The organism is Leifsonia poae (assembly GCF_050632195.1).
GTDB lineage: Bacteria > Actinomycetota > Actinomycetes > Actinomycetales > Microbacteriaceae > Leifsonia > Leifsonia poae_C.
In genome coordinates this window covers 16,430-42,315 of record NZ_CP192580.1, presented here as the reverse complement: position 1 = coordinate 42,315, position 25,886 = coordinate 16,430, and the positions used below count along the sequence as shown (strand labels likewise).

The following is a 25,886-nucleotide window of genomic DNA, read 5'->3' as shown; positions in this document are numbered from 1 at the left end:
TGTCCGCCGCTCTTCGATGGAAGGAACGACAGTGCAGTTCAGGTACCTGGGCAATTCCGGTTTCAAGATTTCCGAGATCACGTATGGCAACTGGCTGACCCACGGGTCGCAGATCGAGAACGAGACGGCTGCCGCGTGCGTTCGGGCGGCGTTGGATGCGGGCATCACCACGTTCGACACCGCTGACGTCTACGCGAACACCGCTGCCGAGACCGTGCTCGGTGAGACGCTGAAGGGCGAGCGCCGGCAGTCGCTCGAGATCTTCACCAAGGTCTTCGGGCCGACCGGGCCGAAGGGCCACAACGACGTCGGGCTCTCGCGCAAGCACATCCTGGAGTCGATCGACGGATCTCTGTCTCGTCTGCAGACGGACTATGTCGACCTGTACCAGGCGCACCGGTTCGACTACGAGACGCCGCTGGAGGAGACGATGCAGGCGTTTGCCGACATCGTCCGACAGGGCAAGGCCCTCTACATCGGTGTGAGCGAGTGGACCGCTGACCAGCTGCGAGCGGGAGCGGCTCTCGCGAAAGAACTCAAGTTCCAGCTCATCTCGAACCAGCCCGAGTACTCGGCACTGTGGCGGGTCATCGAGGCTGAGGTCGTTCCGACCTCGAAGGAACTGGGCATCTCGCAAATCGTCTGGTCCCCGGTCGCTCAGGGCGTGCTCAGTGGCAAGTACGTTCCGGGGCAGCCGTTGCCTGCCGGTAGCAGGGCGACGGATGACAAGGGCGGCGCCGGCGCGGTCAAGCGCTGGCTGAGCGACGACGTGCTCACCCGGGTGCAGCAGCTCACGCCGCTCGCCGACGAGCTCGGACTCACGCCTGCCCAGCTCGCCGTGGCCTGGGTGCTCCAGAACGACAACGTCGCCACAGCGATCATCGGAGCCTCGCGCCCCGAGCAGGTGGTCGAGAACGTGAAGGCATCCGGAGTCACTATCCCGACGGAACTGCTCGGCCGGATCGACGAGGTGCTCGGTGGGGCAGTCGAGCGCGACCCCGTGCACACGTCCACGCGCTCGCCGAAGACGCGCGAGGCTTAGCGCGCGGCCGCCAGCAGCCCCGCGTAGTCCTCGGAGCACGGGTCGCACGCCCGGAGGTGCGCAGCGATCTCCGGGTAGCGCGCCTCCGCATCCGACCCTGCGATGACCAGCTCGACGTAGAGGTGCATGAGCGCCATCGTCTTGTCGCAGCCGGCATCGCGCCGGTCGGTGCGCAGGAAGTCCCCGAACGTCGACTCGCTCATTTCACCTCCGACCCGTTGTCATCGAGATAACCATTAGTGACAAGGTAAACCCGCAACTTTCGTCGCGCGTCGAAGAGCGTCTTGTAGAGCGCGCCTCGGGTGGTGCGCAGGCGAACGGCGAGTGCGTCCATCGGGATGCCGTTGACGACGACCGCAATGAAGACCATGCGCTGGCGCCGGGTCAGCGCAGTCATCACGCCCGATCGCACCTGGTCGACGAGATCGGCGGCTTCGGCTGTGTCTTCGGGTGAGACTCCGAACCGGTCGGGGAGCCGATCCCAGTCGTCAGCATCCAGCGGAACGGTCGGGTTCTGCCAGAAGTGGCGACCCACCTTCGATGAGACCTCGAAGATCACGAACTTGTACGCCCAGGTGGTGAAACGGCTTTCGCCTCGGAACTCATGCAACCTGCGCAGCACACCGATGACCGCATCCGCCGCGGCCTGATGGGCGAGGTCGTCGACTTCTGGTCCGCTGATCCGGATGGCCGCTGCGCGACGGTGCACCTCGCCCTGGGCGACCCGCAGTAGCAACTCATAAAGCCGCATGGTCGCATCCCGTTGGGCCGCCCCGCCGGCGACGAGCAGCCGGAGCCATTCGGCGGTCTCGGGGTCGGCCTCCATGTTCACGATGCTAAAGCCTCCTCTTCCCGCGCGCGGTTGTGACTTCGCCGAAGAGATTTTGGCGGGTTCGGTAAGCATCCGTCACCGGTCGACACTAACTCGGGCGTAACACCCACGCACACCCCGAAGGAGAATCATGAGAACCACTGCTCGTCTCGCTCTCGCCGGAGTGGCCGCGCTCGCCGCGACCGCCCTGTTCGCCAGCCCTGCCCTTGCATCCCCTCCACAACAGTCCGCCGCACCCGTATTCGTGCAGACCGACGCACTCAGCGGCAATTCGGTGGTCGCGCTCGATCGCGCGGCCGACGGATCCCTCCACACGGCCGGAACCTACGCCACGGGCGGTCTCGGAGGCGCGCTCACCGGTTCTGTCGTCGACCATCTCGCTTCGCAGGGTTCGCTCACCTACGATCGAGGGCTCCTCTACGCGGTGAATGCAGGGAGCAACACAGTGACCGTTTTCGCGGTGAGAGGTGACCATCTCATCCGTCGCCAGGTCGTGGCTTCGGGCGGCAACTTCCCGGTGAGCGTCACGGCCCATGGCAACCTCGTCTACGTGCTGAACGCGCGCAGCGGCGGTGTCGTTCAGGGCTATGTTCGTGCGGGCGACTTCTTGATCCGCATTCCGGCGTGGAACAGGAGCCTGGGGCTGAACGCCGCACAGACACCCGAATTCACCAGCACGCCCGGCCAGGTCGCGTTCACGCCTAGCGGATCCCAGCTAGTCGTGACAACGAAGGGAAACGGCAGCTCGATCGACGTGTTTGCCGTCAACCGCTTCGGCGGACTGTCCGCACAGCCGGTGAAGAATGTTGAACCGGGCGCAGTGCCGTTCGCGGTGACCTTCGATGCTGGCCGTCACCTGGTCGTCGCCGAGGCGGGCACGAACGCGGTCGGCACGTTCACCGTCAACGCGAATGGCACGCTCACGCCCATCGCGCAGCTCGCGACCGCCCAGGCCGCGACCTGCTGGATTGCGGGCACGGGTTCGACGTTCTATGCATCGAACGCAGGCAGTGCCTCGCTCACGGGTGCACGTGACCCGGGCGACGGTTCGCTCGCGGCCATCGGCAACACCGCCACTGACCCGGGAACGGTCGACGGATCCGTGACGTCCGACGGGCACTTCCTGTATGTGCAGACCGGGGCGAACGGGATCGTCGACGGATTCCGCATCAACGCGAATGGCTCGCTGACTCCGGTCGGCTCGGTCACGGTGCCTGGTGCGGTCGGCGGCGAAGGGATCGCCGCTCTGTAGCCGGCACCGACGCTGAGGATTCGTGCTCGCTGCGGTGGGCTTGTCCGCACACGCGCGAATCCTCAGCACGTCGCGGCCGTTTCCAGAGAACGCGGAGCCATTTCGCGCAGCTATCGGTCCATGATGGAGGTGATGGCAGATCACATCACTCAGCAGAGAATCTTCGAGCACGTCCAACGGCTCGGTGAGCAGTATCCGCCGATCGCGCTCGACTCGGTCGACCGCGGTGTTCGGGATTCGCAGGCTGTCGCCGATCGCTACGGTCACGTCATCGACTATCTCGCCCGGGTGGAGCTCGAAGTCGACCGGAATGTGCTCGAGCTACTCGTGCTACTGCCCGATGTCCATGAAGTCGACCGGATGTTCTACGCCGACGTGTGGCAGCCGCAGGAGATCCAGCACGGCTTGATCCTCGATCGCCTGCAACAGGATCTCGGCCGGCCCGCTGCGCAACCGGAACTCACTGTCTCGTTCAAGATCAAGATCATGGGCGCCCTCGCTCACCTCTCCTCCATCCAGGACATCGCACGGCTGCTGTACTACCTGACCGGAGCGAGCACCGAACGGCAGGCGGTGCTGGCATACAACGTCCTTTACGACGGGATGCTGAACCTCGACGAGGCCGCGATCGCCGAGACGATCATCAGCCCGATCCGCCGGCAGGAGCCGGGTCACTTCGCGTTCTACCGGATGAGCGCGACGCAGTTGGTGCAGAGCGGCGAGCTCAAGCCGTGGCAGCTCTACTTGGCGCGGGTCCTGAGGGAGAAGACGTACAACCTCGTCGGCACGAACGGCCAAGACCGCTATCGCGCTCAGATGGGTGGCGTTGCGAGTGTGCTCGGGTTCGCCGACGACCTCGAGAAGTACGCACGCGAAATCGGCAGGATCGAAGCGCAGCTGCTCTGGGCGCAGCAGAGCGGGATGGAGTTTCCTCCGTACGTGCTCAAAGCCCTGAAGGAGAGCGTCGACCTCTACCGCGAGCGCGGCTTCGACTCGTGAGGTTCTAGGCGATTCGAGCGCTCACGGAAGGTGCTCAGATGTCGTGGCCGTCTCCGAAATTCGTCGGCGCAGAGATGCTGACCACAGGCGAGTCTTTCAGAGGCTGATAGACAGCGACGGCAGGAGCGTTCACCTGGCCCGGTACGCGCGATGGACCGAGCTCGGGACCCGTTTCGGCGGGCGCCTCGAAGTATCCGGATGTCCCGGGATCTACTCCGAGGGCAGTTGCGGCCGCGGCAAGGCTGTCACCGGGATGAATTCCCTGCACCGTGCGTATATCGATGCCGTTACCGACGACCGGTTTGTTCGCGGACACCGAGAGGGTGGGCTGCCCGTCCGGTGATGGGCCGGGTCCGCCCTCCTTCAAGTGCAATTCCGTGACGAGAAAACCAGGCCATTCATATGAGGTGTAGTCAGCCACCCGAAAGTCAGTTGACGCATGGAACGTTTCCGTCGCTGGGGCGCCGAGCACGGTCGCAAGCTCGGACGTGAATGAGTCGGCCGACGCGCTGTAGGGGAGCGTGGTTCGGGTGGTACCGGCCGCTATGAGGTCGATGCCGGTTGGCCGCACAACTATCGTGTCGACGGCCGCCGGAGTGCTCGAGGGTGCCGATGCGGCTGCGGACGCCTTCGCGGAATCGGAGGCGCGCGGCGTCGCTGCTGAGGCGCACGCCGTTAGCGAGGCGAACATCCCGACACTCAGGAGAACAACGCCGATACGTTTCAACAATGGCCTCATGAAGGCCGAGGATACCCCACTAGTACACCCCATCATCGGAAGCGGCGCATGACGTTGACAACCTCGAGGTTGCGGATATGGATGTCTATTGGTCTTTGACCGGGCAATTGCGGGTCGCGACTCACGACCGTCGGGTCACATGAGTGTGAGGCCCGTTCCGGATGCGAGGTCGAGGCAGAGTGCGGCGGTCCAGCTGAAGCGACGGGTACCGTGAGCCGTTCCGAGCCAAGGGTTCACATATTCGGGGAAGTCGTTCTCGGTCGCCAGTCGGGATGCGTTCGCTGCCAGCTGTTCGGCGAGGTCGCGTTGGCCGAGGTTGGCGAGCGCGACGATCATCATCCAGTTCATGTTGAACCAGGCGGGGCCACGCCAGTACATCTGCGGGTCCATGTCGGGCGCAGTGGCGTCGTAGCTGGGAACCAGCATGCTGCCGCTGCCGAGAAACCGTGGACCGAGCGTGGTGCCGAGGAGTTCGACCTCGTGTGGTGCTCCGGGGAGCAGGAGCGGAAGCAGACCGTTGATCGTGGCTTTGTCGACGAGGGCGCCCTCGCGCACGTTTCGTGCTGTGTAGCATCCGAGAGCCGGGTCGTACAGCCCCTCGAGAGCGGCGGCGATCTGCACGGCGCGGTCAAGGTGGACGGTGTCGTCGAGTCCTAGTTCTGCGGCGATCTTGGCGAGGGCGAGTTCGGAAACCGCGAGGAGGGCGTTGAACCCGGGATCCTCCATGAGGAACGGGTAATCGGCGTCGACGTCGTCGCAGTGATGGTCGCGATAGCGTTCCGCGAGCCAGAAGTAGCGGCCGTAGTCGCGCTCTGTCGGGCGCTCCGCCGCGTCCGCGTGGAGAAGATCGGGGCGGAGGATCGTCGTGCGAGCTTCGGCGGGAACAGTACGCAGCACGTCATCCCACAGTGGTGAATTGTCAGTGCCCGACTCCCACGGATGAACGATGCTCGCGAGACCGTTGCCTCCGCGGTCACGCCGGGTGAGCAGGTAGTCGTGCCAGGCCACGAGGCGCGGGTACGCCCGCTCGAGGAAGTGGCGGCGCTGCGACTCTTCGGGATCGGCGACGTGAACCTTCCAGACGGCCCACGCGTGGTTCGGCGGCTGCACCAGCCCCGCGGTCAGCACATCGTCGGGGGAGGCCTCGAGCAACTCGGATCGCCAGAAAGCCGCGCCGGGGGAGTACTCCTGATCGCGGTGCGGGTCGAAGATGATCTGCGGGATGCGCCCGTCGTCCCATTGCCCCGCGAGGAGGAGTCGAGTTCCTGCGCGGCGCGGCGCGGCGAGACGTGGCGCAGCCCGATCGCGATGAAGCCGGAATCCCAGCTCCACTGATGGGGGTACAGCCCGGTCGCCGGCAGCGTGTGCGAGCCGTTCCAGTTGGCTTCGAGTACCTTGATCGCGCCTGCCACGACGGAGGTCTGGGCCGGCAGCGCGATGGTCACAGGTATCTCCGCAGCAGTGCGGGGACTCGCGGTAGCACGGTCGCGGCGTCGCCCGAGAGCCGTGACTCGAGCGCAACCGTTCCGCGGTAGCCGATCGACTGCAGGGTGGCACCGAACAAGGCCCAGTCGACGTGGCCAGCCCCGGGTTCGAGCCGGTTCGAGTCGCTCGCCTGAACGTGGCCGATGTACGGCGCGGCATCCTGCAGCGCCGCCGCTGGATCCGCCTCCTCGATGTTCATGTGGTAGGTATCTGCGGCGATCCGTACGGAATCGAGACCCACCTCTTCGATCAGGGAGGCCGCATCCCGCAGCCGGTTGACCATGTGGTCTTCGTATCGGTTGAGCGGTTCGAGGTAGAGTTCGACGCCAATCGACGCAGCGTGCACGCCGAGCGTGGTGAGCGCTTCGAGCAGCACCTCGCGATCTCCCTCGGGCGAGCGCGGCGGTTCGAACGGAGGAAGCCGGCGGGAGAACATGCCGTACGACGCGGGCGTCATGGCGCCGAGGCCGCCGATCTCGGCCATGACGGTGAGCTGGGAGCGCAGCTGGGCGATCGCATCCCGCCTGAGATCGTCGTCGAAAGCGCCGATGAAATGGTTCATCTCGACGCAGACCGTCGGCATGATGACGCCGTTGCGCTGGGCGCGCTTCAGCTCCGGCAGACGTGCCTCGAAGGCGAGATCGCCCTGCGCGCGTAGCTCGATGCCGTCGAAGCCCCAGGCCCGCGCGGTCTCGAACTTCTGCTCCAGTGTTGCTCCGGGGATGTGCTGCTCCTGCAGCGTGATCAGTGTCACGAGAAGTCCAGCACAACCTGCAGGGCCGACGAAGGGTCGGCGTCGAGCATCCGGTAGGCGTCTGCTGCCTCGTCCAGACGGTAGCGGTGGGTGACGAGCGAAGCCGCGTCGACGGATCCATTGGCAAGGGATTGGACCACGGTGCGCTGCATTCGCTGCACATCCCAGCGGGCACGCAATCGGTTCGGTGCGGAGCCGATCTGCGAGGCGAGGAGCTGCACACGGTTGTGGTGGAACTCGTCGCCGAGGCGCAGCGCATTCGCCTCGCCTTGGTAGAAGCCGGAGGCGACGACCGTTCCGTCGGCGCCCACGGTTCGGATCGCGTCGCGCAGCGCCGCGTAGTTTCCGCTCAGCTCGATCGCCGTGTCGGTTCCCAGGCCGTCGGTCAGTTCCCGGATTCGCCGGGCGACGTCGCCGCCGGGCTCGACGGCGTGGGCGGCGCCCCACGCGAGCGCGCGCTCCCGACGCGCGGGGATGCCATCGATCGCGATGACCGTAGCTCCGTTCAGCACCGCGAAACGGGTGGCCAAGAGGCCGATGACACCCTGTCCGAAGATCGCCACGGTCGAGCCGACACCGAGATCGGCGGCGAGCACGCCGTTGAGGGCGATGGCGCCGACGCGGACGAAGGCGGCCGCCAACGGGTCGACCCCCGCCGGCAGCTCATGTCCCGCCAGAGCGGATGCGTCGAGCACGGCCTCGGAACGGTGGCCCCAGATGCCCCACACGGTCTCACCCACGGATAGCCCACTCACGTCGGGAGCGACCTCGACGATGTCGCCGACCTCTGAGTAGCCCCAGCCGTCGAGAGGATACGCCGGAGTCTCCGATTCGCCGTCCTTGAAAAGGCGGATCTCTGGGTCCCATGTGCGCGTCAAGTAGGGGTTCGTGCCGCGGTATGCAGTGAGCTCGGTACCGGCGGAAATGCCCGAATACCGGGTGCGCACCCGAACCTGGCCGGGGAGGAGAGCGGGAGCCGGCACGTCGACGACGTCGACGACTTTCGGCGCGGAGAACCTGAGGAGTGTTGTCACGATGTTTCTTCCTTGAGACGGCGTGTGCGGATCACATTAGCACTATGAATTAGCTGCTTATGTATAGACACTATGCATAAGATGCAGTACTGTCCACTCGTACCCTTCAGAGAGGAGTCGCGATAATGAAGTCGCGCACTGCAGTAGCCGCGGTCCTTCTTACGGCCGTGACCACAGCGATGCTGGCCGGATGCTCGACCAGCAGTAGCACCGATACCAAAGGCCAGACCATCACGGTCTGGTCGCTGGAAAACCAGCCGGATCGCATCAATACGACCAAGGCCATCGCCGCGGACTTCACAAAGAAGACCGGTATCAAGGTGGACCTCGTGGCGATCGACGAGGCCCAGTTCCCGCAGCTCGTCGCATCGTCGGCGCTCTCGGGCAAGCTGCCCGACGTGATGGGAGCGATCTCGCTCTCCAACGTGCGGCAGCTGAACGATCAGAAGATCGCCAACACCGAGGCGGCGAAGGCGATCGTTGACAACCTGGGGGCGAAGACGTTCGACGCGTCGGCGCTCACTCTCACGAGCGATTCGGGAACCCAGCTCGCCGTTCCCGACTCGGCCTACGCGCAGATCCTCGTCTATCGCAAGGATCTGTTCGAGAAGGCCGGTCTTCAGCCGCCGACGTCGTACTCCGCGATCGAGAAGGCCGCTCAGACCCTCACGACCGACGGCAACTACGGGATCACGCTCGCCACCGATCCCGCCGATGTGTTCACCGCGCAGACGTTCGAAAGCCTCGCGCTCGGCAACAACTGCCAGCTCGTCGATAAGAGCGGCGCGATCAAGCTGGATTCGCCGGCCTGTCAGCAGACCTGGGACCTCTATGGCAACCTCGCGCAGAAGTACTCGCCGAAAGGCACCCAGACGGTCGACACCACACGGGCCAGCTACTTCGCAGGCCAGGCGGCGATGGTCGACTGGTCGACCTACATCCTCGACGAGCTCGCCGGCCTCCGGAACGATGCGTTGCCGAGCTGCCCGCAGTGCCAGGCGGACCCCACCTGGCTGGCCAAGAACAGTGGCATCGTCACTGACATCAAGGGCGACAACGGCGGTTCCGGAAGCACGTACGGCGAGATCACGTCGTGGGTCGTCACCAAGAAGGCCAATGTCGACGCTTCAGAGAAGTTCGTCGAGTACATGATGTCGACGGGCTACCTCGACTGGCTCGGGATGGCGCCGGAAGGCAAAGTGCCTGTTCGAACGGGCGATGCGAGCAACGCAAACAAATTCACCGACGGCTGGAAGAACCTCAAGGCCGGCGTAGACACGAAGAAGCCGCTGAGCGAGATCTACGACGCGGACACCATGACCGCGCTCGAGAACGCACCGAAGAACATCGACCGCTGGGCGATCCCGCAGGGCCAGGGCGCGCTGCTCGGCCCGGTGAACACGCAGCTGATCATCCCCAAGGTGATCGGTGACCTCGGCAGTGGTGCGATCGACTCGAAGGCGGCCGCCAAGGAGGCCACCGACCAGGTGACCCAACTTCAGGCAAAGAGTAAATGACTGTCACAACACAGAAAACGCCGGTAAAGGCGGCCCCCACCGGGGGCCGCCCGCGCCGGTCCATCACAGCCAAGCGGGACAACCGGGCCGGGCTCACGCTCGTTCTGCCGGTGACGATCATCATCATCGTCGTCATCGTCATCCCGGTGATCTGGAATGTCATCCTGGCTTTTCAGGAGACCGACTTCACGACGATCGCCGAGAACGGGATCTTCAATCCGCTGACGCTGGACAATTTCACGGCGGTGCTCACCGATCCCGGGTTCTGGAGCTCACTCTGGACCACGGTGATCTACTCGGTGTTCTCCACGGCCGGATCGATCGCCCTCGGGCTGGTCGCGGCCCTCGCGTTCCGCAAGCCGTTCCGCGGACGCGGGCTCTTCCGCTCATTCATGCTGCTCCCTTACGTGGCGCCTGTGGTGGCCGTCGCGTTCGTCTGGCAGATCATGCTCAACCCGCAGTTCGGGATCGTGAACGCCTTCGGCACCAGCGTGCTCGGCTGGTCAGAACCGGTCAATTTCCTTGGCCGTGCCCCCTTCGCGCTCATGACCGTGATCGCCTTCGAGATCTGGCGCTACTTTCCGTTCGCCTTCCTCTTCATCACCGCGCGTCTCGTCGGCCTCCCGAAAGACGTCGAGGAAGCTGCCGTCGTCGACGGCGCTACGCCGCTTCAGAACTTCCGATACATCGTTCTGCCGCAGCTGCTTCCGGTGATCGCGCTGCTCTCCGTGCTGCGCCTCATCATGACGTTCAACAAGTTCGACGACGTGTTCCTTCTTACCGGTGGAGGCGCGGGCACCGAGGTTGCTGCGGTACGGGTCTACGACACGCTTCTCGGCAGCTTCGACATCGGTGGCGCAGCGGCCAACGCTCTCGTGCTGTCCGCTTTCCTTGCCATCAGTCTGTTCGTCTACGTCAAATTCTTCGCGAGCCGGGGATCGGAGGAATCATGAGTCGCATCGTCGTCGAGAAGCGGGTGCTCGGGGTAGCCCGCTGGGTGGTCATCGTTCTACTGGTGCTGCTGACCGTCTTCCCCTTCTACTACATGGTGGAACTCAGCTTCGTTCCGATCGAGCAGCTGCTGCTGCATCCGGATCGCCTCTGGGTGCCGCTGCAGGACCTGACCATCACCACCTACCAGAACGTGCTGAAGTCGGTCGACGAAGGCGGGCAGGGATTCGCCCAGTTCATGGGCAATTCGGCCATCGTCGCGATCGCGACGGCGGCCGTGACCCTGCTGGTCGCGATTCCCGGGTCGTACGCCCTGTCGCGGCTGAAGTTCTTCGCTCGGCGGCAGATCAGCTCCCTCTTTCTCGCCGTCTACCTGTTCCCGAGCATCATCATCGCGATCCCGCTCTTCGTTGGGTTCTCGGCCATCGGCATCCGGGAGTCGCTGTTCGGCCTCGTGATCGTCTACATCGCGCAGACCATCCCGGTGTCGATCGTGATGCTGCGCACCTACGTGAACACCATCCCGGTGAGCATCGAGGAGGCCGCAATGGTCGACGGGGCCTCGCGGTTCCGCATCCTGCGCAGCATCATCACGCCGCTGGCGCTACCCACGATCCTCTCGACCGGCCTGTACGTGTTCATGATCGCCTGGAACGAGTTCCTGTTCGCCCTCCTCTTCCTGACGGCTAACCGCGACCTATGGACCGTCTCGCTCGGGCTCTCGCAGCTTTCGAACGGCATCGAGGTGTCGAAGACCGTGCTGATGGCCGGATCCGTGCTGCTCACGATCCCGATCATCGTGCTGTACGGCATCGCCGAGCGTTCGCTGACCGAGGGACTTACGAGCGGCGCGGACAAGGGGTGAGGGGGTGAGCGACCCTACGATGGGGCCGGTGGGTACCGGCAACGAAAGGCGGCTCATGAACTCAGGTCCTGGCGACGTTCTGCAACTGATCAGGCGCGGGGAGGCGACGACCCGGCGCGAGCTGCAGGATCTGACCGGCCTCAGCCGGATGACGGTGGCGCAGCGCGTCGACGCCCTCCTCGAGGCCGGGTTCATTCGCGAGGCTGGCGACGCACATGCGACAGGCGGCCGAAGGCCGCACCGACTCGAGTTCAACGTCGAGAGCTCAGTGCTGGTCGTAGCGACGGTGGACACCACCCACAGCCGCACGGCGCTCACCCGACTCGATGGAACGATCCTCGCCGACGAGCGCGTCGACGTCGCGGTGCTCGACGGCCCGAAAGTGCTGCTGACCTCGCTGGCCGAGTCGTTCGTGCGTCTTTTCGACGAAGCCGGGGTCGCCCACGACTCGCTCGCGGGCATCGGTGTCTCGATCCCGGGGCCGGTCGATCCGCACACCGGACGTCCCAGCCAGCCGCCGATCATGCCGGGCTGGGATGCGTATCCGATCAGTGAGCACCTGCAGGAGTCGTTCGATGTGCCCGTTTTCGTGGAGAACGACGCGGATGCGATGGCGCTCGGCGAGCAGTCCCGCAACTACCCCGACAGCAATTCTCTGTGCCTCGTCAAGGTCTCGACCGGTATCGGTACCGGCATGGTCATCAACGGGTCGGTGTACCACGGAATCGACGGCGGAGCCGGCGACATCGGCCATATCCGCCTCGCTGGCGAGACCGCCCAGTGCCAGTGCGGCTCGTTCGGATGTCTCGCAGCCGTCGCGAGCGGTCGTGCCGTCGCGCACGCCCTCGGTGTGGCTTCCGGCAGTGACGTCAAACGGATGCTCGCAGAAGGCAACGTCGACGCGCTCCGTCTCACGCATGAAGCGGGCGGCCGGCTGGGCGAGGTGATGGCGACCGTCGTCTCGATGGTCAATCCCGGGGTTCTGGTGGTCGGGGGAGACCTGGCTTCGAGCGCCCTCATTGGCGGGATACGCGAATCCCTGTACCCCCGCTCGCTCGCCCGGGCCACCCGCAACCTGGACGTGCGCTTGAGCACGCTCGGCGCCGATGCCGGCCTCATCGGGCTGGCGCGGATCGCGGTCGACCAGCTGTTCTCGGCCGCCGCCGTGAACTCGGCGGTGAGCGCGTCCGCTGTGCCTGCGCCGTCCGGTGTGGTGGTAGGAGGCCGGAATGCAGGGTGAACGCATCGAGGTCGGGTTCGATGGCGACGAGTTCTTCGACTATCGGCCGAACGCAACAGTGCGACCTTACGTGGATGGGCTGTACACGGTCGACGGCGTCCGGATCACCCGGGACATCGCCGTCGCGCCCGAAGGCTCCGACGACCATCCGCATCACAAGGGTGTGTGGTGGGGCCATCGCGACCTCGCAGGCGCCGATGTCTGGACCGAGTTCGCCGGACATGGCAGCATCCGCGCAGCCGCTCCGCCTCGGCTCGTCGAGGGCGGTGGCCGATTCGAGATCATTCACGAGACGCGCTGGCTCGACGCCGCGGGACGACCGCTGCTCGACGACACCCGGATTCTCACCGCCGCCGCTGCCGCTGTCGATGGTTCGCAGGCGCTCGACGTCGAGACGGTGATGCGAGCCTCAAGCGGATCCGTCGTGTTGGCCGACACCAAGGAGGCCGGCCTCGTGGCGCTGCGGGTCGCACCTGCGCTCGAGGAGAGGCGCGGAGGCCGCATCGAGCTCTCGACGGGTGCCGTCGGCGAGGCGTTCGCGTGGGGCAAGAGGGCGGACTGGTGCGACTACTCGGGTTCGGTCGGCGCTGACCGTGTCGGCGTCGCGATCTTCGACCATCCCGAGAACCCGCTGCCCGCGCGTTGGCATGTGCGCGACTACGGGCTGCTGGCCGTGAACCCGTTCGGGCTCTCCGACTTCACTGGAGACCGCTCCCAGGACGGCTCCATCACTCTGGAGCCCGGCCACGAGCTGCGATTCCGCTACCGCATTCTCGTCCACAGGGGCTCTGCCGCTAAGGCAGATATCGCGGGCCACTACGCGCGCTACCTCGCTGACCGCGAGGTCGCCGGGTCCGACCTCGCCGCCGAGCCCGACGGGCGGGAGTGACGCCGATATGCGATTCGCGATGTGCAACGAACTCTATGGCGACCGCCCACTCGCTCAGGTGTTCCGTGACATCGCCGCCTCGGGCTACGAGGCCGTCGAACTCGCGCCGTACACGCTGGGCAAACCGGTCACCGAGGTGTCTACAAGCGAGCGAGAGCGCATCCGGATGCTCGCCGACGACGCAGGCATCGGCTTCACCGGGCTGCACTGGCTGCTCGCCAAGACGGACGGGTTGCATGTCGCCGCAGCGGAGCCGGCCGTGCGCCGCCGCACCCTCGACCACCTGATCGCGCTGAGCCGGTTGTGCGCAGACCTCGGCGGGTCGGTCCTCGTGTTCGGCTCGCCGGGCCAGAGGTCGACGCCTCCCGGGATGTCGCGGGCGGAGGCCGCCGAGCGAGCGCTCTCGCTCTTTCGAGAGTGGGCCCCGCACGCCGAAGCCGACGGCACGATCATCTGCCTGGAGTCGCTCCCTGCCGCCGAGACCGACTATCTGAACACGATCGGTGAGGTGATCGACCTCGTCGAAGCGATCGACTCGCCCGCCGTGCAACTCGTGTTCGACGTCAAAAGCGCGAGTGCCGAGCCCACACCCGTCCCCGAGTTGATCAGGCTCGCGGCGCCGCACCTCGCATACGTGCAGGCCAACGACGCCAACCGGGGTGGGCCGGGATTCGGCGACACCGATTTCGTACCGGTCTTCGCCGCGCTGGCCGAGGTCGGCTACGACGGGTACGTCTCGGTTGAAGCGTTCGAAGCGCCGACCGGCATCGACGACGTTGCCGAGCGGAGCATCGAGTACCTGCGACGAAGCTCGGCGGCCGCCGCCGCCCTGTGAGCGAACAGCTGAACGCCGTCCGCCGAATCATGCGTTACCACAATCAAGAAGGAGTCCCGTGCAAGCCAATCGCCTCGTCTCACCGCACATCGGGCAGCTGGAACTGGAGCGATTCGAGCTCCCCGACGAGCTGCCGCCTGGAAGCATCCTGGCGAAAGCCGGCGTGACGATGATCAGCGCCGGGACCGAAGTCGCCAACTACCTCGGTCGCACAGCCGAGCGACCGCCCGAGCGTACCGAACCGTACTATCCCGGCTACTCCTTTGCCGGCGAGGTCGTTGCGGTCGGCGCGGGCGTCGAGCGTTTCGCACCCGGCGACCGCATCACAGGGCCACTGCCGCACGCGTCGTACGCCGTCGAAGGCCGGCCCGAGCGGCTGGAGCGGATCACGCACATCCCTGACGGTGTAGACGACCGCGCCGCCGCCTTCAGCCAGCTGAGCTGCATCGCCCTCAACGGCGTGCGCAAGGCCGGCATCAAGCTCGGCGAGCGGGTGGCCGTGGTCGGTGCGGGACTTGTCGGCCTGCTCGCGGCGCGCCTCGCCCAGCTCGAGGGCGGCCGCCCGGTCGTCTCGTTCGACTTGGTCGCCGAGCGTCGGACGAAGGCGATCGAGTTCGGCATGACCGCGGCCATCGATTCCTCGTCCCCGGATGCGCAGGACCAGGCGGCAGCGATCGCTCCGGACGGCTTCGACGTGGTCATCGAGGCGACGGGTTCGGCATCCGCGTTCGTGCCCGCGCTCGAGCTCGCCGGCCGCGGCGGCCGGGTCATCCTGCTGGGCAGTACGCGCGGCGTCGTCGAAGGCTTCAGCCCATACACGGATGCGCACAAGAAAGGCCTCAGCATCATCGGCGCCCACGTCTGGACCGCACCGACGCACGCGACCGTGATGGACAAGTGGACCGAGCCGGCCAACCGCCGCGTCCTGCTCTCGCTCATGGCGGAAGGGTCGTTCGATGTCACGAAGCTGGTCTCCCACGAGGTTGCGCCGGATCAAGCCGGTGCCGCGTTCGCCGGGCTGGCGGCGCATCCGGATCAGTACCTCGGGGTCGAAATCGACTGGAGCCGGCTGTGATCGCTTCAATCGGCTCGACCAACCACTTTCCTGGCGGCACAAGCGTGTCCCGGCTGAGTGTCTACCCCTGGGCGGCGCCGGACGGCCTCGCTGGCGGGACGCCGCATTTCCACACCACGTGCAGCGAGGCATACGTGGTCCTGAGCGGCGAAGGGTACGTGCAGACCCTCAGCGCTGAGGGCTTCACCGAAACGCCGCTGTCCGAAGGGGTGGTGGTGTGGTTCGGCCCAGGCATTATCCATCGCCTCGTCAACGACCACGATCTGCGGTTGCTCGTCGTCATGCAGAATAGCGGGCTCCCCGAGGCCGGCGACGCGGTGATGACGTTCCCGGTCGACTCGCTTGTCGACGCGGAGAGGTATCGGAGTGCGGCGACCCTGGATGAGCATCCGGAGGACTCGGCTCGTGCCCGCCAGTCGCTTGCGGTGCAGGGGTTCACGGCGCTACGACGAGCCGTTGAGCTCGAGGGTCCGGATGCGCTGGTTCCGCTCTACCGTGCAGGCGCGGCGCTGGTCGCCCCACGTCTCGAACAGTGGCGCGGGATCTGGCGCGACGGTGCAGCGGCAGCAGCCGCGCAGACCGCCTCGATGCTCGACGCGCTCGAGGCGGGCGATCCCGCGCACCTCTCAGCCGCGCGGCTTGACAGTCGCCCCCATCCCGCTCACGCCTACGGCATGTGCGGTTACCTCGATACCTATCTACTCGCCTGACCGAACTCGCTGCCCTGCTAATAACGGTTGGTGTTTGGGACCGCCATAGTCGTGCATCCGTATTTTCGGCAGGATCTGGCCGTCCCTCGAATGCCATGTCTCTCGATCTCTCGACGATGTGCGCTCCTGGGGCTCGCGAGCAGCCTAGTTCCTTCAGCGTGGATGAGGCGCCTACCGATCAATGCTGAACCCTTAGGTCATGCGTCCCGAGCTCCCCGTCGAATGCAGGCAGAAGCAGCGTAGGCCACCCGACTCTGCCGCACCGTCGGGTTGCACCGAACGGGGCGGCCGCGCGGGGGTACGGGTTGACGAGGACGACGGGCTGGTTACCGATTCAGCGACGCTCGAGACTACGTGCGCTGGCTGACTTTATAACGTCAGTGCTGGCGATGCGGATGCCGCGTCACTCTCCACTTCGAGCGCGGCGTGCGCGCATCCGGCCCTGTCGGGCGTACGTCGTCGCGAGGACGGCGACGTAGGCGATCACCGTTGCCGACAGCCATGCGCCGCTATCGGTAATCATCGACATGACGAGCGCAGCGTATGTCACAACGATGCCTGTCGCGATCCAGAGTTGCATGGGATCGAAGAGGCGCACGGCGCGTAGGACCGGTCGTAGGCGTGCGCCTGTTCCCATCGCAAATCGGACGATCAGGAAGATCAGCCCCAGCCCGATGATCACGGTCAGAGCGATTCCGAGGGAGAGCGCGCCGATGTGTGACAACGTTCGTTGGCTAGACGGAGCCCAACGCCAACCGAGTTCGCAGAGGGCTACGACCGGCACGATGAAGCCGACGATGAAGCGCGCCCGCCAAATGGTGTTTGAGGCGGCGGCGAGCACGTTCCGTCGTGCGGTGACAGAACTCGGGTTTTCCGCCAGGATGTCGATGAATCCGGCCGAGGCTGCGCCGTTGTCGCCTTGCCGTAGTGAGACGATGGCAAGGTTGTTTCGGGCGGCTTGAAGGTGGGGATCGATGGCAAGCGCGCGCCGGTATGCCCCATCGGCTGCGACCCAAGAGCGCGTCGCTAACGCGACGTTCCCCAGTGTGTAATGGGTGTGTGCTTCGTTGGGGGCGAGTTCTACGGCGCGCATCGCGGCGGTTTGCGTTTCGAAGTCGACGTGTCCTGCTCGCAGGTCGACAGTGGCGAGTTGAAGGTGCGTTCTCCACGAGTCGGGCGCGATCGCTACAGCTTGCCGGGCCGCTTCTCGGGCTTCGATATGGTCGCCGTTCGACGCAAGTGCGAGTGCGAGGACTCGCCACGCCCACTCGTTCGCTGGGGCCAGCGATACCGCTCGTCTCGTGCTGCTGACAGCCTCCTCGGTGTTGCCGGTTTCGCAGAGTGCGCGGCCCATAAGGCACAGAGCCTTCACATCGTCCGGTTCGGTGGCGAGGTGGCGTGCGAGGATTGCGACGGCGTCATCTTCCCTCTTCGCGTCGAGATAGAGCGTGGCGCGGTCATGGATGGACGCGCCCGCCATCAGAGCCGCTTCACCTGTCGCAGGTACGCTGCCAGCTCGGTGTATGTGCCGTCGTCGTTTCCGAAGGCGACCACGTTGCGAGCGCTGTCCAGCCAGGGGAGCGTCGACGGCTTGACCTCGCCGAGAGCACCGAGCAGATCCGACATGCGCATGAGGCGCGGCTCTCCCGTGCTGACGCTGTCGAGTAACGCCCGCTCCGCCGCGAGCTCGCAGACGTAGGCGATGTCGGCTCCGGAGTACAGGTCCGTTTTCTTGGCGAGGACGCCCAGGTCGATACCCTCAACCGGGCGCGCACGCAGGTGAGTGCGGAAAATAGCTTCCCTCGCCGCCTTGTCGGGCGGCAGGACCAGGATTGTGCGGTCAAGCCGGCCAGGACGACGCATCGCAGGATCGACGTCCCACGGCTGATTGGTTGCGGCCAAGACGAAGACACCCTCGTTAAGACCATCGACACCGTCCAACTCGGTCAGCATCTGGTTCACTGTCCCGCGGATGGCGCTATTGCGTGTCTGAGAGCGGCGCTGGCCAAGCGTGTCGACTTCGCCGAAGAAGAGAACGCACGGCGCATTCTGCCGCGCATACTGGAACGCCGCATGGACATTTTGCTCGCTGTTCCCGAGGTACGGATCGAGGATGTCAGACAGCCCGACGGAGATGAAACTCGCACCGAGTTCACCGGCGACTGCGCGGGCGAGGAAGGTCTTGCCGCAGCCCGGAGGACCGTACATCAGAAGGCCACCTCGCAGGCTCTTCGCATAGAGCTTCCGCAGTTCCGGATTTCGGAGCGGCGCGAGAAACGCTGCGTTCAGGCGATCCTTGACGCTCTCCATGCCGCCCACATCATCGAGCGTAACAACAGGCCTCTCCGCGTCGAAGGCGGGCTCGATCTGTTCCTCGCTGCCCTCCGAGACGAACGACGGTTGCGCGACATCATCGACCTGTCGCTCGGCCGCGTTCCAGTCGAAGTGGGCCTCCTCGACAGCTTCGTTGCTCGCGTGGGTATGCTCGCCGCCGTTAAGCGCTCTCGACATGATGTCCCGTGCGGTTTCGTCCTCAGGGGCAACCTGGAGGACGAATCCGGCCACTGTGATGGCTTCGGCATAGTGACCGGCAGTCACGAGAAGGTCGCCGAGATGCAGGCGGAGAGTTACGTCGTTCGGGGCGGCCTCGATGGCGCGACGTAGCGCGTCCAGAAGAGCATCATTCACGACTGGAGCTTAGCCAGCGAGAGTCGAATTGGCGGGCTATTTTGACCTGTAGTCACTCTCTTGGTGGCGATCCCCTAGCGCACGTGGCACGTGCTCGTTCGTCGCCCTTGACTCAACCTCGCAACAGTCGCCGCCTGGAACATCCAAAGAAGAGATAAATTGAGCGTTCTTTGCAACTCGTCGATGATCTTTTCGCGGGTACCAAACGTCGAGCGGTCAAGTGCAATTAATCGGCGGCAGTCACACAAAATTGAGGAATCGGAGCAGCCTGTTGAGTTCGGATCCCTAGTAGAAATGATGTGCACGCTCGCGGAGGCGTTTGACCGAGGGGTGTTCTATGTTGACACAGATGAGTACCTCGAAACGGACGATCTTTCGTTCGCGGCGCTCGCGGCAGAGCTCAATCCCGGTATCGCTTGGTGGGCAGATCCCGACCCTTCAAGCACGGCACCCAGCAGACCCTGGCTTGACGATATTGCGGACTTACCCGTGGTAAGAATGCCAAAGTGACCAGTAAGAATGGCTTCTCTACAGCACTCCACGACGCGGTGGTTCATGGTGGTGGCCGCGAAGTCGCTGAGGCGCTCCGAAATGGCGCCGATCTGAATGCGCAGGACAAGAGCGGAAACACCGCACTATTTCTGGCAGCCTCAGCTGGCAATGTCGAGGCCGTTGAAGCTCTCCTCGATGCCGGGGCCGACCTCGAGATCGAGAACTCGTGGGGGAATACGCCGCTGTGGGCCGCGACTTTCCGATCCCGGGGCGACGGCACGGTTATCCAAGCACTACTTCAGCGAGGTGCGGATGCTGACCACAAGAATGCTTCCGGGAGTTCGCCCCGCACTCTGGCAGCGCGGGTGGCGAACTACGATCTCGAGCGTTTCTTCCTGGAGGGGTAGGGATACCGCTGTCAGGTCATGGAGTGAGTCGAATATCCGGGATCTCTATCCTGAAGGCGAAGTTCTTTCTATGAATCGGGACGGAGGATCCTTGGATCCAATCCAAGCGGTGACTAGGGGCGCGTTACTGGCAATAGTTGCCAAGTCGTCGATCCCGAATGCGTCAGCAGTAGAGGCGCATCTCCGCAATTCCAACGCTGTGCAATTTCGTGCATCGTCTATCCCGTCATCCGAGCTCATTCGCATTTATGAGCGGCGTAGGCGCAGGCTCGTCGACGGAAGTTTGCTCGCCCAGCAAGTCGACGATTGGTTGGATGCGTTGCACGCTTGTGATCGTGTCCGCATGGTCGTTGTCGAAGGAACAGCTCTACTTCTGTCCGACGGCGATCCGAAACTGTTAGCGCTCATAGATACGGTTGCCAATTAGCGTCGGAGGAAATTGGAGGACGGGAAATGTTCGAGAAGTTCGTGAACCGATTCGGTCCAGACAAGACTGCGACGTCTGGGAATGGACCGTGGCTCGAGCCCCAGCTAGAACGCGCAGACGGTTACGCCGCATTCACCACTGAGTTCGCTGGCTCTACTTTCGCGCGTGGCCTGCTTCGTGTTCATGACGCAGAGAGTGGCCCCGCGGCAGCGGTATTCGTTCACGAGATGTTTCCCGAGTACGGTGGGCGACTCAAGCCATTCGCGTTCGACTGGCTTGGCCGTCAATTCGTTTTGGATGAGGCCCGGCGACGGGAGAGTGAGCCATTGGTTCTGCTGATGGAGCCTGGAACGGGAATGGCGCTTGAAATTCCAACGACCTTTGCTGACCTCATCGACGACGAGTTCGTCGAAAGCAGCGACGCGGCGCTCCTCGACCAGTTCTTCGAAGAATGGTCGAACGTCAACCCAGCATCTCTCCCCTTGCTTTCGACGAGTGCGTCGGATACGAGGTGCCGCTATTTCTCGGTGGTGGGGATGAGATTGACAACCTTCAGGTTGCCGACATGGAGGTCTATTGGACTTTGACCGGGCAATTGCGGGTAGCAACTCACGACCTCCGACCCGGCAGGTCGGTCTCGGAGATCGGTATGTAGGTCTTACGGGCATCGGTCATCTGTCGTTGCCACGAGGAGTTCTATATTGGGGCCTGCATGTGTCGACGTCGGTGAGGTCCTCGGATACGAAGGGGTCGAGATTAAGAGCGGTTCAGCATCCCTCTCTCTCGGCCAGCGCTCTTTCGATTCACAAGTGGGCTATGAGATGCCTGCCGCGGCGACCCTTCAGGGGCGTGGCATAGCAATCACTAGAACGCGATTGTTGAAAGTAGGGAAGGAATGATGGTGGGCCGGCGGTACGCCACAACGACAAATGGACGTATTTCGATGGAAGTGCCGGATGGTGACCGCGAAGCGGTCCAGTCGTTCGGCCGTCTTCTGAATGGGTTGGATGGCACTAAGTGGTTCTCGCTGTCCCTTTGGAAAATGCCTCGTGGGCGACCGACGATCGTTGATGTGGACTACTCGAAAGAGATTGCGAAGTTCCTTCAATGTGCAGGTTCAGCTGTTCGGATGACCGTGGAGTTGCGGGTCGAGAACATCGGAGTGGGAAGGCTTTACACGGTAGGTCGTCCAGGAGGTTCCACTACTCCGGCACTCTCTGAGGTAATTGTGTGGAACGATCATGAGCTTCGCGTCCGTCCGAACGAGGTGTTCGACGCTGAAGGTGCCCTAGAAGTTTTCATTGCCTACTTCCGGAGCGGCGTCGTGCCCTCGACTTTCAGCCTCCGCCCTGTTGAAAGCCTCGCATAGGTGCCATCAGTTCGATCACGCGCTCAGCCTATTGAGGCGAGTTCGCACCGTGCGCGCCCCAACGCCACCTGGCGGGGACCCTATTCGGTGCAGGCAATCAGTGTCGGTCGGGCAACGCCGGCGAGCGTTGCACCTTGTTGGGGGACGGTGCGGCAAAGTTCCGCACAACAATATGGCTTATTGGCGTGCCAATGGCCAACTGTCGCGATATGGCTAACTAGCTGTGTGTTTAGCAGTCCGCGTCGAACCTAGGACTCTGACAAATGGCTTGCGTCGAAGAGAGAGCGAGTGACGGGAATCGAACCCGCGCTATCAGCTTGGGAAGCTGAAGTTCTGCCATTGAACTACACTCGCGTTTCGCCTCGGAAGGCGTGCGACCATCCTAGCGAACGCTTCGGTGAATACTAGAAACGAGGCGCCGCCGCCGGTGGACCCCCTTGTCCACTGACCGGATCGTTCCGCCCTGCGGTACTGTGGCCCCGCTAAGTGAGAGAAACTCAGATACGGAGGCTCTCATGAGACGGACGAGAATCTCGCGTACGGGCCGCTGGGCTCGAGGCCTGATCGCGGCAATCGTCGCGGTGTCGCTGAGCGGATGGACTGTCACACCGGCTACCGATTGGCCGGGTGGCGTCACCTTCGGCTGTCCGATCGGCGACGGATGGCAGACCTTAGGGCTTACCCCGCAGGTGTCTGGCCTTTACCTCTGCCAAGAGGGCCCCTACGGCCAGGCGTATCTGGCAAACAACACGCAGCAGGTCTGGGGTGTCACAACGACTCTCGCCGACCCGGCGTACCGCTACAACTACGTGCGCAGCACGACGAGAACCAAACTCTTCCGGACGGTGACGTCGACGAGGATCAAGTACGCCCTCCCGGGCGAGGTGCTGCTGCTGCCGGCCAGCTTCATGCAGAACTCGTTCACCATCAACAGGGCACTCTCCACCCGATGGATGTACTTCGACGTGCTTTCCACAGCGCTTCCCGTGGGTGCGACGGCGCTCGCGAAGAAGTCTCCGAAATTCAACGCGTTCAAGACCTGTTTCCTGGCGGGCTGGACCGCGGGGGCGCGCTCGGCGCGTTGCAGGATGGCTCGGGAACCGATGCGGCCATCGGAGCCGGGTTGGGTGCCGCCGCCGGCGCGGGCAAGTGCAAGAGCGCGGTGAACAAAGCGCAGGGCAAGACCGACAGCGCCGCAGTCCAGAAGTTCAAGTCGTGGGTCAGCGACGCCCAAGAAATACGTTCATGGGCGGGGGAGGCCGACGACCTCGAGAGGGCGCTTCAGCAGGCGATCCGGGCACACCTCATCCCCTGATCGGATGTACTCAGTGCGAACGCGTGAGCGCCCGGGCGCTGCGCACGAATGATGCGGCGAGCGCGTCGGCGTCGTCGAGGTAGCCGGCGACCATTGCGCCATCCCGGATGAGCATGAGGTCGTCGGCAATGGCGCGAGGGTCGTCGAGTTCGAGCGGCTGCACGATCTGCTCGAACGTGGTCTTGCACCAGGCGCGATGGCCGTCGACGGTGATTCGAACCGCGCTCGCCGCATCCGGATACTCGGCCGCCGCGTTGATGAAGGGGCACCCCCGGAAGCCCTGCTCGCACGCCATCGTTCCGAGCTGTTCTGCGATGAGCTGGAAGACGCGGTCGGGGTTACCGTCCGCCGCAGCGATCGCGCCGGTGATGCCGTCACGTTCCAGCTGCGCCCGGCGTTCGAGGTGGGCGACGACGAGGTCGTCCTTGCTCTTGAAGTGCCGATAGAAGGTGACCTTGGTCGTGCCGGCCCGTTCGATGACCTTGTCGACGCTGACCGCGCGCAGCCCCTCTGCGTAGAACAGGTCGGTCGCGGCCTCGATCAGCCGCTCCCGCATCGACGCTTTCACGCTCCCGATCATAAGTGCTCCCCTCATCGTCACTTGCGCCTCCGCGTCCGAGTGACTACGGTTCAGGTATGTAGAGTGACTAGTCATTCTACATCACCTCATTAGGGATAGGACGGACTCCGCATGACAACGACAACACCCGAAGCGCCGGCGGCATCGATCGCCGCGTCGCTACGCACTCTCTATTTCGTCCGGTTCGGCTTCGCGATCGTGTGGGCGATCATCGTCGGCCTCACCGCGTCGACCATCAGCCCGTTGAGCGCGACCCTGCTCGTCATCTATCCCGTCTTCGATGTCATCGCGGCGATCGTCGATCATCGCGCCTCCCGAACGACGAGGCCCGCTGCGCTGCTCTACGTGAACATGGCGCTGAGTGCTCTGGCCGCGATCGCGCTTGTCTTCGCGGTCACCTCGGGTCGGTCTTCGGTTCTCGTCGTCTGGGGGATCTGGGCCGTGACGGCTGGGGTCGTCCAGCTGATCGTCGCTCTTTCCCGGCGAACGATGGGCGGTCAGTGGCCGATGATCCTGAGCGGCGGAATCTCTGTTCTCGCCGGAGCCGGATTCATCCTGCAGTCGGCGAGCTCGTCCGCATCCCTCGTCGGGCTAGCGGGCTACGCGACCCTCGGCGGCATCTTCTTCCTGATCTCAGCGATTCGTCTGAGCCGCGCTACAAGCACCCGATAAACAACATAAGGAGAACAACATGTCCACCAAGATCACCCTCATCATCGACAACCCGGCTGATTCGACCGCTTTCGAGAACGCATACTCAGAGATCGAGGCATTCGCGCGGCAGCTCCCGGGTCTCCAGCGGGTCGAGGCCGCGAAGGTCTGGCCGAAGGAGGACGGCACCCCCACTCCCGCACACCGCACGCTCGACCTGTACTTCGACAGCTACGAAGACGCATCCGCCGCTGTGGCCACCCCCGCCGCCGGCGAGTTCTTCCAGCGTCTGATCGGTACCGGCACCTCGTTCACCGGCCTGTTCTCGGAGATCGAGGAGGCCTGACGGCCGAGGCCCGACCCCACGGCCTGACCCCTACGGGTCGTGCCGCGGCTCGTGGCTGACCAGGCCGACCGTGTTGCCCTCGCTGTCCTCGATGAACGCCATCCACTCATCCGTCCCCGCCGGGCCCAACGTGTCGTCGGTGTGGCTGAAGATCACGTGCGGTTCACCGACCACTTTGACTCCGGATGCACGCAGCTCGGCCACCCGCGAGGTCACGTTCTCGACCTGAAAGTAGATCAACGCAGACGGCGCACCGGCCTCGAGCAGCAGCCGGGAGATCCCGACGTTGAAGAAGACGAGCCCGGGCGGATCGTACTGAGCGGCCGGCGGGCTGCCGAGCAGCAGCTCGTAGAACGCGGCCGCGCGGTCGAGGTCGTCGGCGTGCTGCGCGACCTGAAGGATCTCCATGGGCGCCTCCTCTGTGCTGCGCCCCAGTATTCGCCCTCAGGCGGCGTCCGGCAACGACGGAACCGGTGCCGCGGCGGGGCGGCCGGCCTCCGGGGTGCCGGGTGCGGGGACGGCTGGGGTCCCGACCGCCGTCCCCGCGGGGGCAGGCGAGTACCCGAAACTCGCGCTGCCCTCCCGAGCCAGGAATGAACCCAGCTCCCCGATCGTGCTCATCAGCGGCGCCGGGAACACGACCACCGTGTTCTTGTCGACGCCGATCTCGACGAGGCTTTGAAGGTTGCGCAGCTGCAGGGCGAGGGGATGCTCCATCATCGTGTCCGACGCCTCGCCGAGTGCCGCGGCGGCCAGGGATTCGCCCTGAGCCGCGATGATCTTGGCCCGCTTCTCGCGCTCCGCCTCGGCCTGTTTGGCCATGGCGCGCTTCATCTCGTCGGGCAGCAGGATGTCTTTCAGCTCGACCAGCGTCACCTCGACACCCCAGTCGAGTGTGAGCCGGTCGAGGATCTCGCGGATGTTCACATTGAGCGTGTCCGTCTCGGCGAGCGTCTCGTCGAGCGTGTGCTGCCCGACCACCTTGCGCAGCGTGGTCTGGGCGATCTGGTTGATCGCGCCCTCGACACTCTCGATGGTGAGCACCGACTTCACCGGGTCGACCACGCGGAAGTAGGCGACCGCTGAGACGCCGACGCTCACGTTGTCCCGGGTGATGATCCCCTGAGATTGGATGGGCAGGGTGACGATACGCAGGGAGACCCGGTGCATCACATCCACGATCGGGATGATGAATCGCAGACCGGGCTCCCTCGTGCCGTGCAGTCTGCCCCATCGCAGAACCACACCGCGCTCATACTGTTTGACGACGCGAACAGACATGAAGAACAGGATGATCGCGACCAGGATCACGATCGAAAGCACGACATAGAAAACAACCATGAGTCTCAACTCCATGGCGTCGGGAGGATCTCGACGTCGTTCCTCTTCTAT

At 64.4% G+C, this 25,886-nt stretch carries 27 protein-coding genes, 1 tRNA gene and 1 pseudogene; 17 read left to right on the top strand and 12 right to left on the bottom strand.

Annotation, left to right across the window (positions count from 1 at the left end):
* Window positions 1-31: 31 nt before the first annotated feature.
* Entirely contained in the window at window positions 32-1,042 is a 1,011-nt protein-coding gene (locus ACQ86A_RS00235; RefSeq protein WP_431278646.1) for an aldo/keto reductase family protein, read from the top strand.
* Here ACQ86A_RS00235 and ACQ86A_RS00230 read toward each other — a convergent pair.
* Together ACQ86A_RS00230 and ACQ86A_RS00225 are read right to left on the bottom strand one after the other, a co-directional pair.
* Entirely contained in the window at window positions 1,039-1,245 is a 207-nt protein-coding gene (locus tag ACQ86A_RS00230; RefSeq protein ID WP_431278645.1) for a hypothetical protein, read from the bottom strand. The genes ACQ86A_RS00235 and ACQ86A_RS00230 overlap by 4 nt on opposite strands.
* Complete coding sequence (locus ACQ86A_RS00225) at window positions 1,242-1,868, bottom strand: sigma-70 family RNA polymerase sigma factor (protein WP_431278644.1); 627 nt, start codon at window positions 1,866-1,868, stop codon at window positions 1,242-1,244. Before ACQ86A_RS00225 ends, ACQ86A_RS00230 begins: the two co-directional genes overlap by 4 nt.
* 136 nt (window positions 1,869-2,004) lie before the next feature.
* Here ACQ86A_RS00225 and ACQ86A_RS00220 point away from each other — a divergent pair, with 136 nt between their 5' ends.
* Together ACQ86A_RS00220 and ACQ86A_RS00215 are read left to right on the top strand one after the other, a co-directional pair.
* Window positions 2,005-3,126: a lactonase family protein gene (locus ACQ86A_RS00220; protein ID WP_431278643.1), complete on the top strand. Its 1,122-nt coding sequence runs from the start codon at window positions 2,005-2,007 to the stop codon at window positions 3,124-3,126.
* Window positions 3,127-3,258: 132 nt separating this feature from the next.
* Window positions 3,259-4,125 carry a GTP-binding protein LepA gene (locus ACQ86A_RS00215; protein ID WP_431278642.1) on the top strand — a complete coding sequence of 289 codons (867 nt, stop codon included), beginning with the start codon at window positions 3,259-3,261 and terminating at the stop codon, window positions 4,123-4,125.
* 34 nt (window positions 4,126-4,159) lie between these two features.
* Here the strand turns inward: ACQ86A_RS00215 and ACQ86A_RS00210 are convergent, their stop codons facing one another.
* From ACQ86A_RS00210 to ACQ86A_RS00195, 4 genes and pseudogenes are all read right to left on the bottom strand, one after another.
* Window positions 4,160-4,441, bottom strand: a complete 282-nt coding sequence (locus tag ACQ86A_RS00210; protein ID WP_431278641.1) for a hypothetical protein — start codon at window positions 4,439-4,441, stop codon at window positions 4,160-4,162.
* Window positions 4,442-4,999: 558 nt separating this feature from the next.
* A pseudogene (locus ACQ86A_RS00205) lies at window positions 5,000-6,276 on the bottom strand (MGH1-like glycoside hydrolase domain-containing protein).
* Window positions 6,277-6,305: 29 nt separating this feature from the next.
* Complete coding sequence (locus ACQ86A_RS00200; RefSeq protein WP_431278640.1) at window positions 6,306-7,103, bottom strand: sugar phosphate isomerase/epimerase family protein; 798 nt, start codon at window positions 7,101-7,103, stop codon at window positions 6,306-6,308.
* Window positions 7,100-8,137 (bottom strand): zinc-dependent alcohol dehydrogenase, encoded by a 1,038-nt coding sequence (locus tag ACQ86A_RS00195; RefSeq protein ID WP_431278639.1) that lies wholly within the window; start codon window positions 8,135-8,137, stop codon window positions 7,100-7,102. Before ACQ86A_RS00195 ends, ACQ86A_RS00200 begins: the two co-directional genes overlap by 4 nt.
* Window positions 8,138-8,262: 125 nt before the next feature.
* Here ACQ86A_RS00195 and ACQ86A_RS00190 point away from each other — a divergent pair, with 125 nt between their 5' ends.
* The 8 genes from ACQ86A_RS00190 to ACQ86A_RS00155 are packed head-to-tail and all read left to right on the top strand — an operon-like array spanning window position 8,263 to window position 16,219.
* Window positions 8,263-9,654, top strand: coding sequence for an ABC transporter substrate-binding protein (locus tag ACQ86A_RS00190; protein WP_431278638.1), 1,392 nt, complete (start codon window positions 8,263-8,265; stop codon window positions 9,652-9,654).
* Window positions 9,651-10,607: a carbohydrate ABC transporter permease gene (locus tag ACQ86A_RS00185; protein WP_431278637.1), complete on the top strand. Its 957-nt coding sequence runs from the start codon at window positions 9,651-9,653 to the stop codon at window positions 10,605-10,607. The genes ACQ86A_RS00190 and ACQ86A_RS00185 overlap by 4 nt, the downstream gene beginning before the upstream one ends.
* Window positions 10,604-11,470, top strand: coding sequence for a carbohydrate ABC transporter permease (locus tag ACQ86A_RS00180; RefSeq protein ID WP_431278636.1), 867 nt, complete (start codon window positions 10,604-10,606; stop codon window positions 11,468-11,470). Before ACQ86A_RS00185 ends, ACQ86A_RS00180 begins: the two co-directional genes overlap by 4 nt.
* Before the next feature lie 55 nt (window positions 11,471-11,525).
* Window positions 11,526-12,710, top strand: coding sequence for an ROK family protein (locus tag ACQ86A_RS00175; protein ID WP_431278635.1), 1,185 nt, complete (start codon window positions 11,526-11,528; stop codon window positions 12,708-12,710).
* Window positions 12,700-13,599, top strand: a complete 900-nt coding sequence (locus ACQ86A_RS00170; protein ID WP_431278634.1) for a PmoA family protein — start codon at window positions 12,700-12,702, stop codon at window positions 13,597-13,599. Before ACQ86A_RS00175 ends, ACQ86A_RS00170 begins: the two co-directional genes overlap by 11 nt.
* Before the next feature lie 19 nt (window positions 13,600-13,618).
* Complete coding sequence (locus ACQ86A_RS00165; RefSeq protein ID WP_431278633.1) at window positions 13,619-14,434, top strand: sugar phosphate isomerase/epimerase family protein; 816 nt, start codon at window positions 13,619-13,621, stop codon at window positions 14,432-14,434.
* Between the two features lie 58 nt (window positions 14,435-14,492).
* Window positions 14,493-15,509: a zinc-binding dehydrogenase gene (locus ACQ86A_RS00160; protein ID WP_431278632.1), complete on the top strand. Its 1,017-nt coding sequence runs from the start codon at window positions 14,493-14,495 to the stop codon at window positions 15,507-15,509.
* Complete coding sequence (locus ACQ86A_RS00155) at window positions 15,506-16,219, top strand: cupin domain-containing protein (RefSeq protein ID WP_431278631.1); 714 nt, start codon at window positions 15,506-15,508, stop codon at window positions 16,217-16,219. The genes ACQ86A_RS00160 and ACQ86A_RS00155 overlap by 4 nt, the downstream gene beginning before the upstream one ends.
* A 403-nt stretch (window positions 16,220-16,622) precedes the next feature.
* Here the strand turns inward: ACQ86A_RS00155 and ACQ86A_RS00150 are convergent, their stop codons facing one another.
* Window positions 16,623-17,699, bottom strand: coding sequence for a tetratricopeptide repeat protein (locus ACQ86A_RS00150; RefSeq protein ID WP_431278630.1), 1,077 nt, complete (start codon window positions 17,697-17,699; stop codon window positions 16,623-16,625).
* The gene (locus ACQ86A_RS00145; RefSeq protein WP_431278629.1) at window positions 17,699-18,907 is read right to left on the bottom strand and encodes an AAA family ATPase; all 1,209 of its coding nucleotides are present in this window, start codon (window positions 18,905-18,907) and stop codon (window positions 17,699-17,701) included. The genes ACQ86A_RS00150 and ACQ86A_RS00145 overlap by 1 nt, the downstream gene beginning before the upstream one ends.
* A 506-nt stretch (window positions 18,908-19,413) precedes the next feature.
* On the opposite strand from ACQ86A_RS00145, the gene ACQ86A_RS00140 reads away from it, so the two are divergent.
* Window positions 19,414-19,806, top strand: coding sequence for an ankyrin repeat domain-containing protein (locus ACQ86A_RS00140; protein WP_431278628.1), 393 nt, complete (start codon window positions 19,414-19,416; stop codon window positions 19,804-19,806).
* An 878-nt stretch (window positions 19,807-20,684) separates the two neighbouring features.
* Window positions 20,685-20,888 (top strand): T6SS immunity protein Tdi1 domain-containing protein, encoded by a 204-nt coding sequence (locus tag ACQ86A_RS00135; protein WP_431278627.1) that lies wholly within the window; start codon window positions 20,685-20,687, stop codon window positions 20,886-20,888.
* A gap of 997 nt (window positions 20,889-21,885) precedes the next feature.
* On the opposite strand, the gene ACQ86A_RS00130 is transcribed toward ACQ86A_RS00135, so the two are convergent.
* Window positions 21,886-21,956: transfer RNA gene (locus tag ACQ86A_RS00130), tRNA-Gly, on the bottom strand.
* Window positions 21,957-22,117: 161 nt separating this feature from the next.
* Between ACQ86A_RS00130 and ACQ86A_RS00125 the strand changes: the two genes are divergently transcribed.
* Window positions 22,118-22,768, top strand: coding sequence for a hypothetical protein (locus ACQ86A_RS00125; RefSeq protein WP_431278626.1), 651 nt, complete (start codon window positions 22,118-22,120; stop codon window positions 22,766-22,768).
* Window positions 22,765-22,917 (top strand): hypothetical protein, encoded by a 153-nt coding sequence (locus ACQ86A_RS00120; RefSeq protein WP_431278625.1) that lies wholly within the window; start codon window positions 22,765-22,767, stop codon window positions 22,915-22,917. The genes ACQ86A_RS00125 and ACQ86A_RS00120 overlap by 4 nt, the downstream gene beginning before the upstream one ends.
* Before the next feature lie 10 nt (window positions 22,918-22,927).
* Here ACQ86A_RS00120 and ACQ86A_RS00115 read toward each other — a convergent pair whose 3' ends face one another.
* Complete coding sequence (locus ACQ86A_RS00115) at window positions 22,928-23,485, bottom strand: TetR/AcrR family transcriptional regulator (protein ID WP_431278624.1); 558 nt, start codon at window positions 23,483-23,485, stop codon at window positions 22,928-22,930.
* 123 nt (window positions 23,486-23,608) lie between these two features.
* Between ACQ86A_RS00115 and ACQ86A_RS00110 the strand changes: the two genes are divergently transcribed.
* Window positions 23,609-24,169: a hypothetical protein gene (locus ACQ86A_RS00110; RefSeq protein WP_431278623.1), complete on the top strand. Its 561-nt coding sequence runs from the start codon at window positions 23,609-23,611 to the stop codon at window positions 24,167-24,169.
* Between the two features lie 19 nt (window positions 24,170-24,188).
* On the top strand, window positions 24,189-24,494 hold the full coding sequence (locus ACQ86A_RS00105; protein WP_431278622.1) for an EthD family reductase: 306 nt from the start codon (window positions 24,189-24,191) through the stop codon (window positions 24,492-24,494).
* A gap of 30 nt (window positions 24,495-24,524) precedes the next feature.
* Here the strand turns inward: ACQ86A_RS00105 and ACQ86A_RS00100 are convergent, their stop codons facing one another.
* Both ACQ86A_RS00100 and ACQ86A_RS00095 read right to left on the bottom strand, forming a co-directional pair.
* Window positions 24,525-24,902, bottom strand: coding sequence for a VOC family protein (locus tag ACQ86A_RS00100; RefSeq protein ID WP_431278621.1), 378 nt, complete (start codon window positions 24,900-24,902; stop codon window positions 24,525-24,527).
* Between the two features lie 36 nt (window positions 24,903-24,938).
* Window positions 24,939-25,835, bottom strand: a complete 897-nt coding sequence (locus ACQ86A_RS00095) for a slipin family protein (RefSeq protein WP_431278620.1) — start codon at window positions 25,833-25,835, stop codon at window positions 24,939-24,941.
* Window positions 25,836-25,886 lie beyond the last annotated feature (51 nt).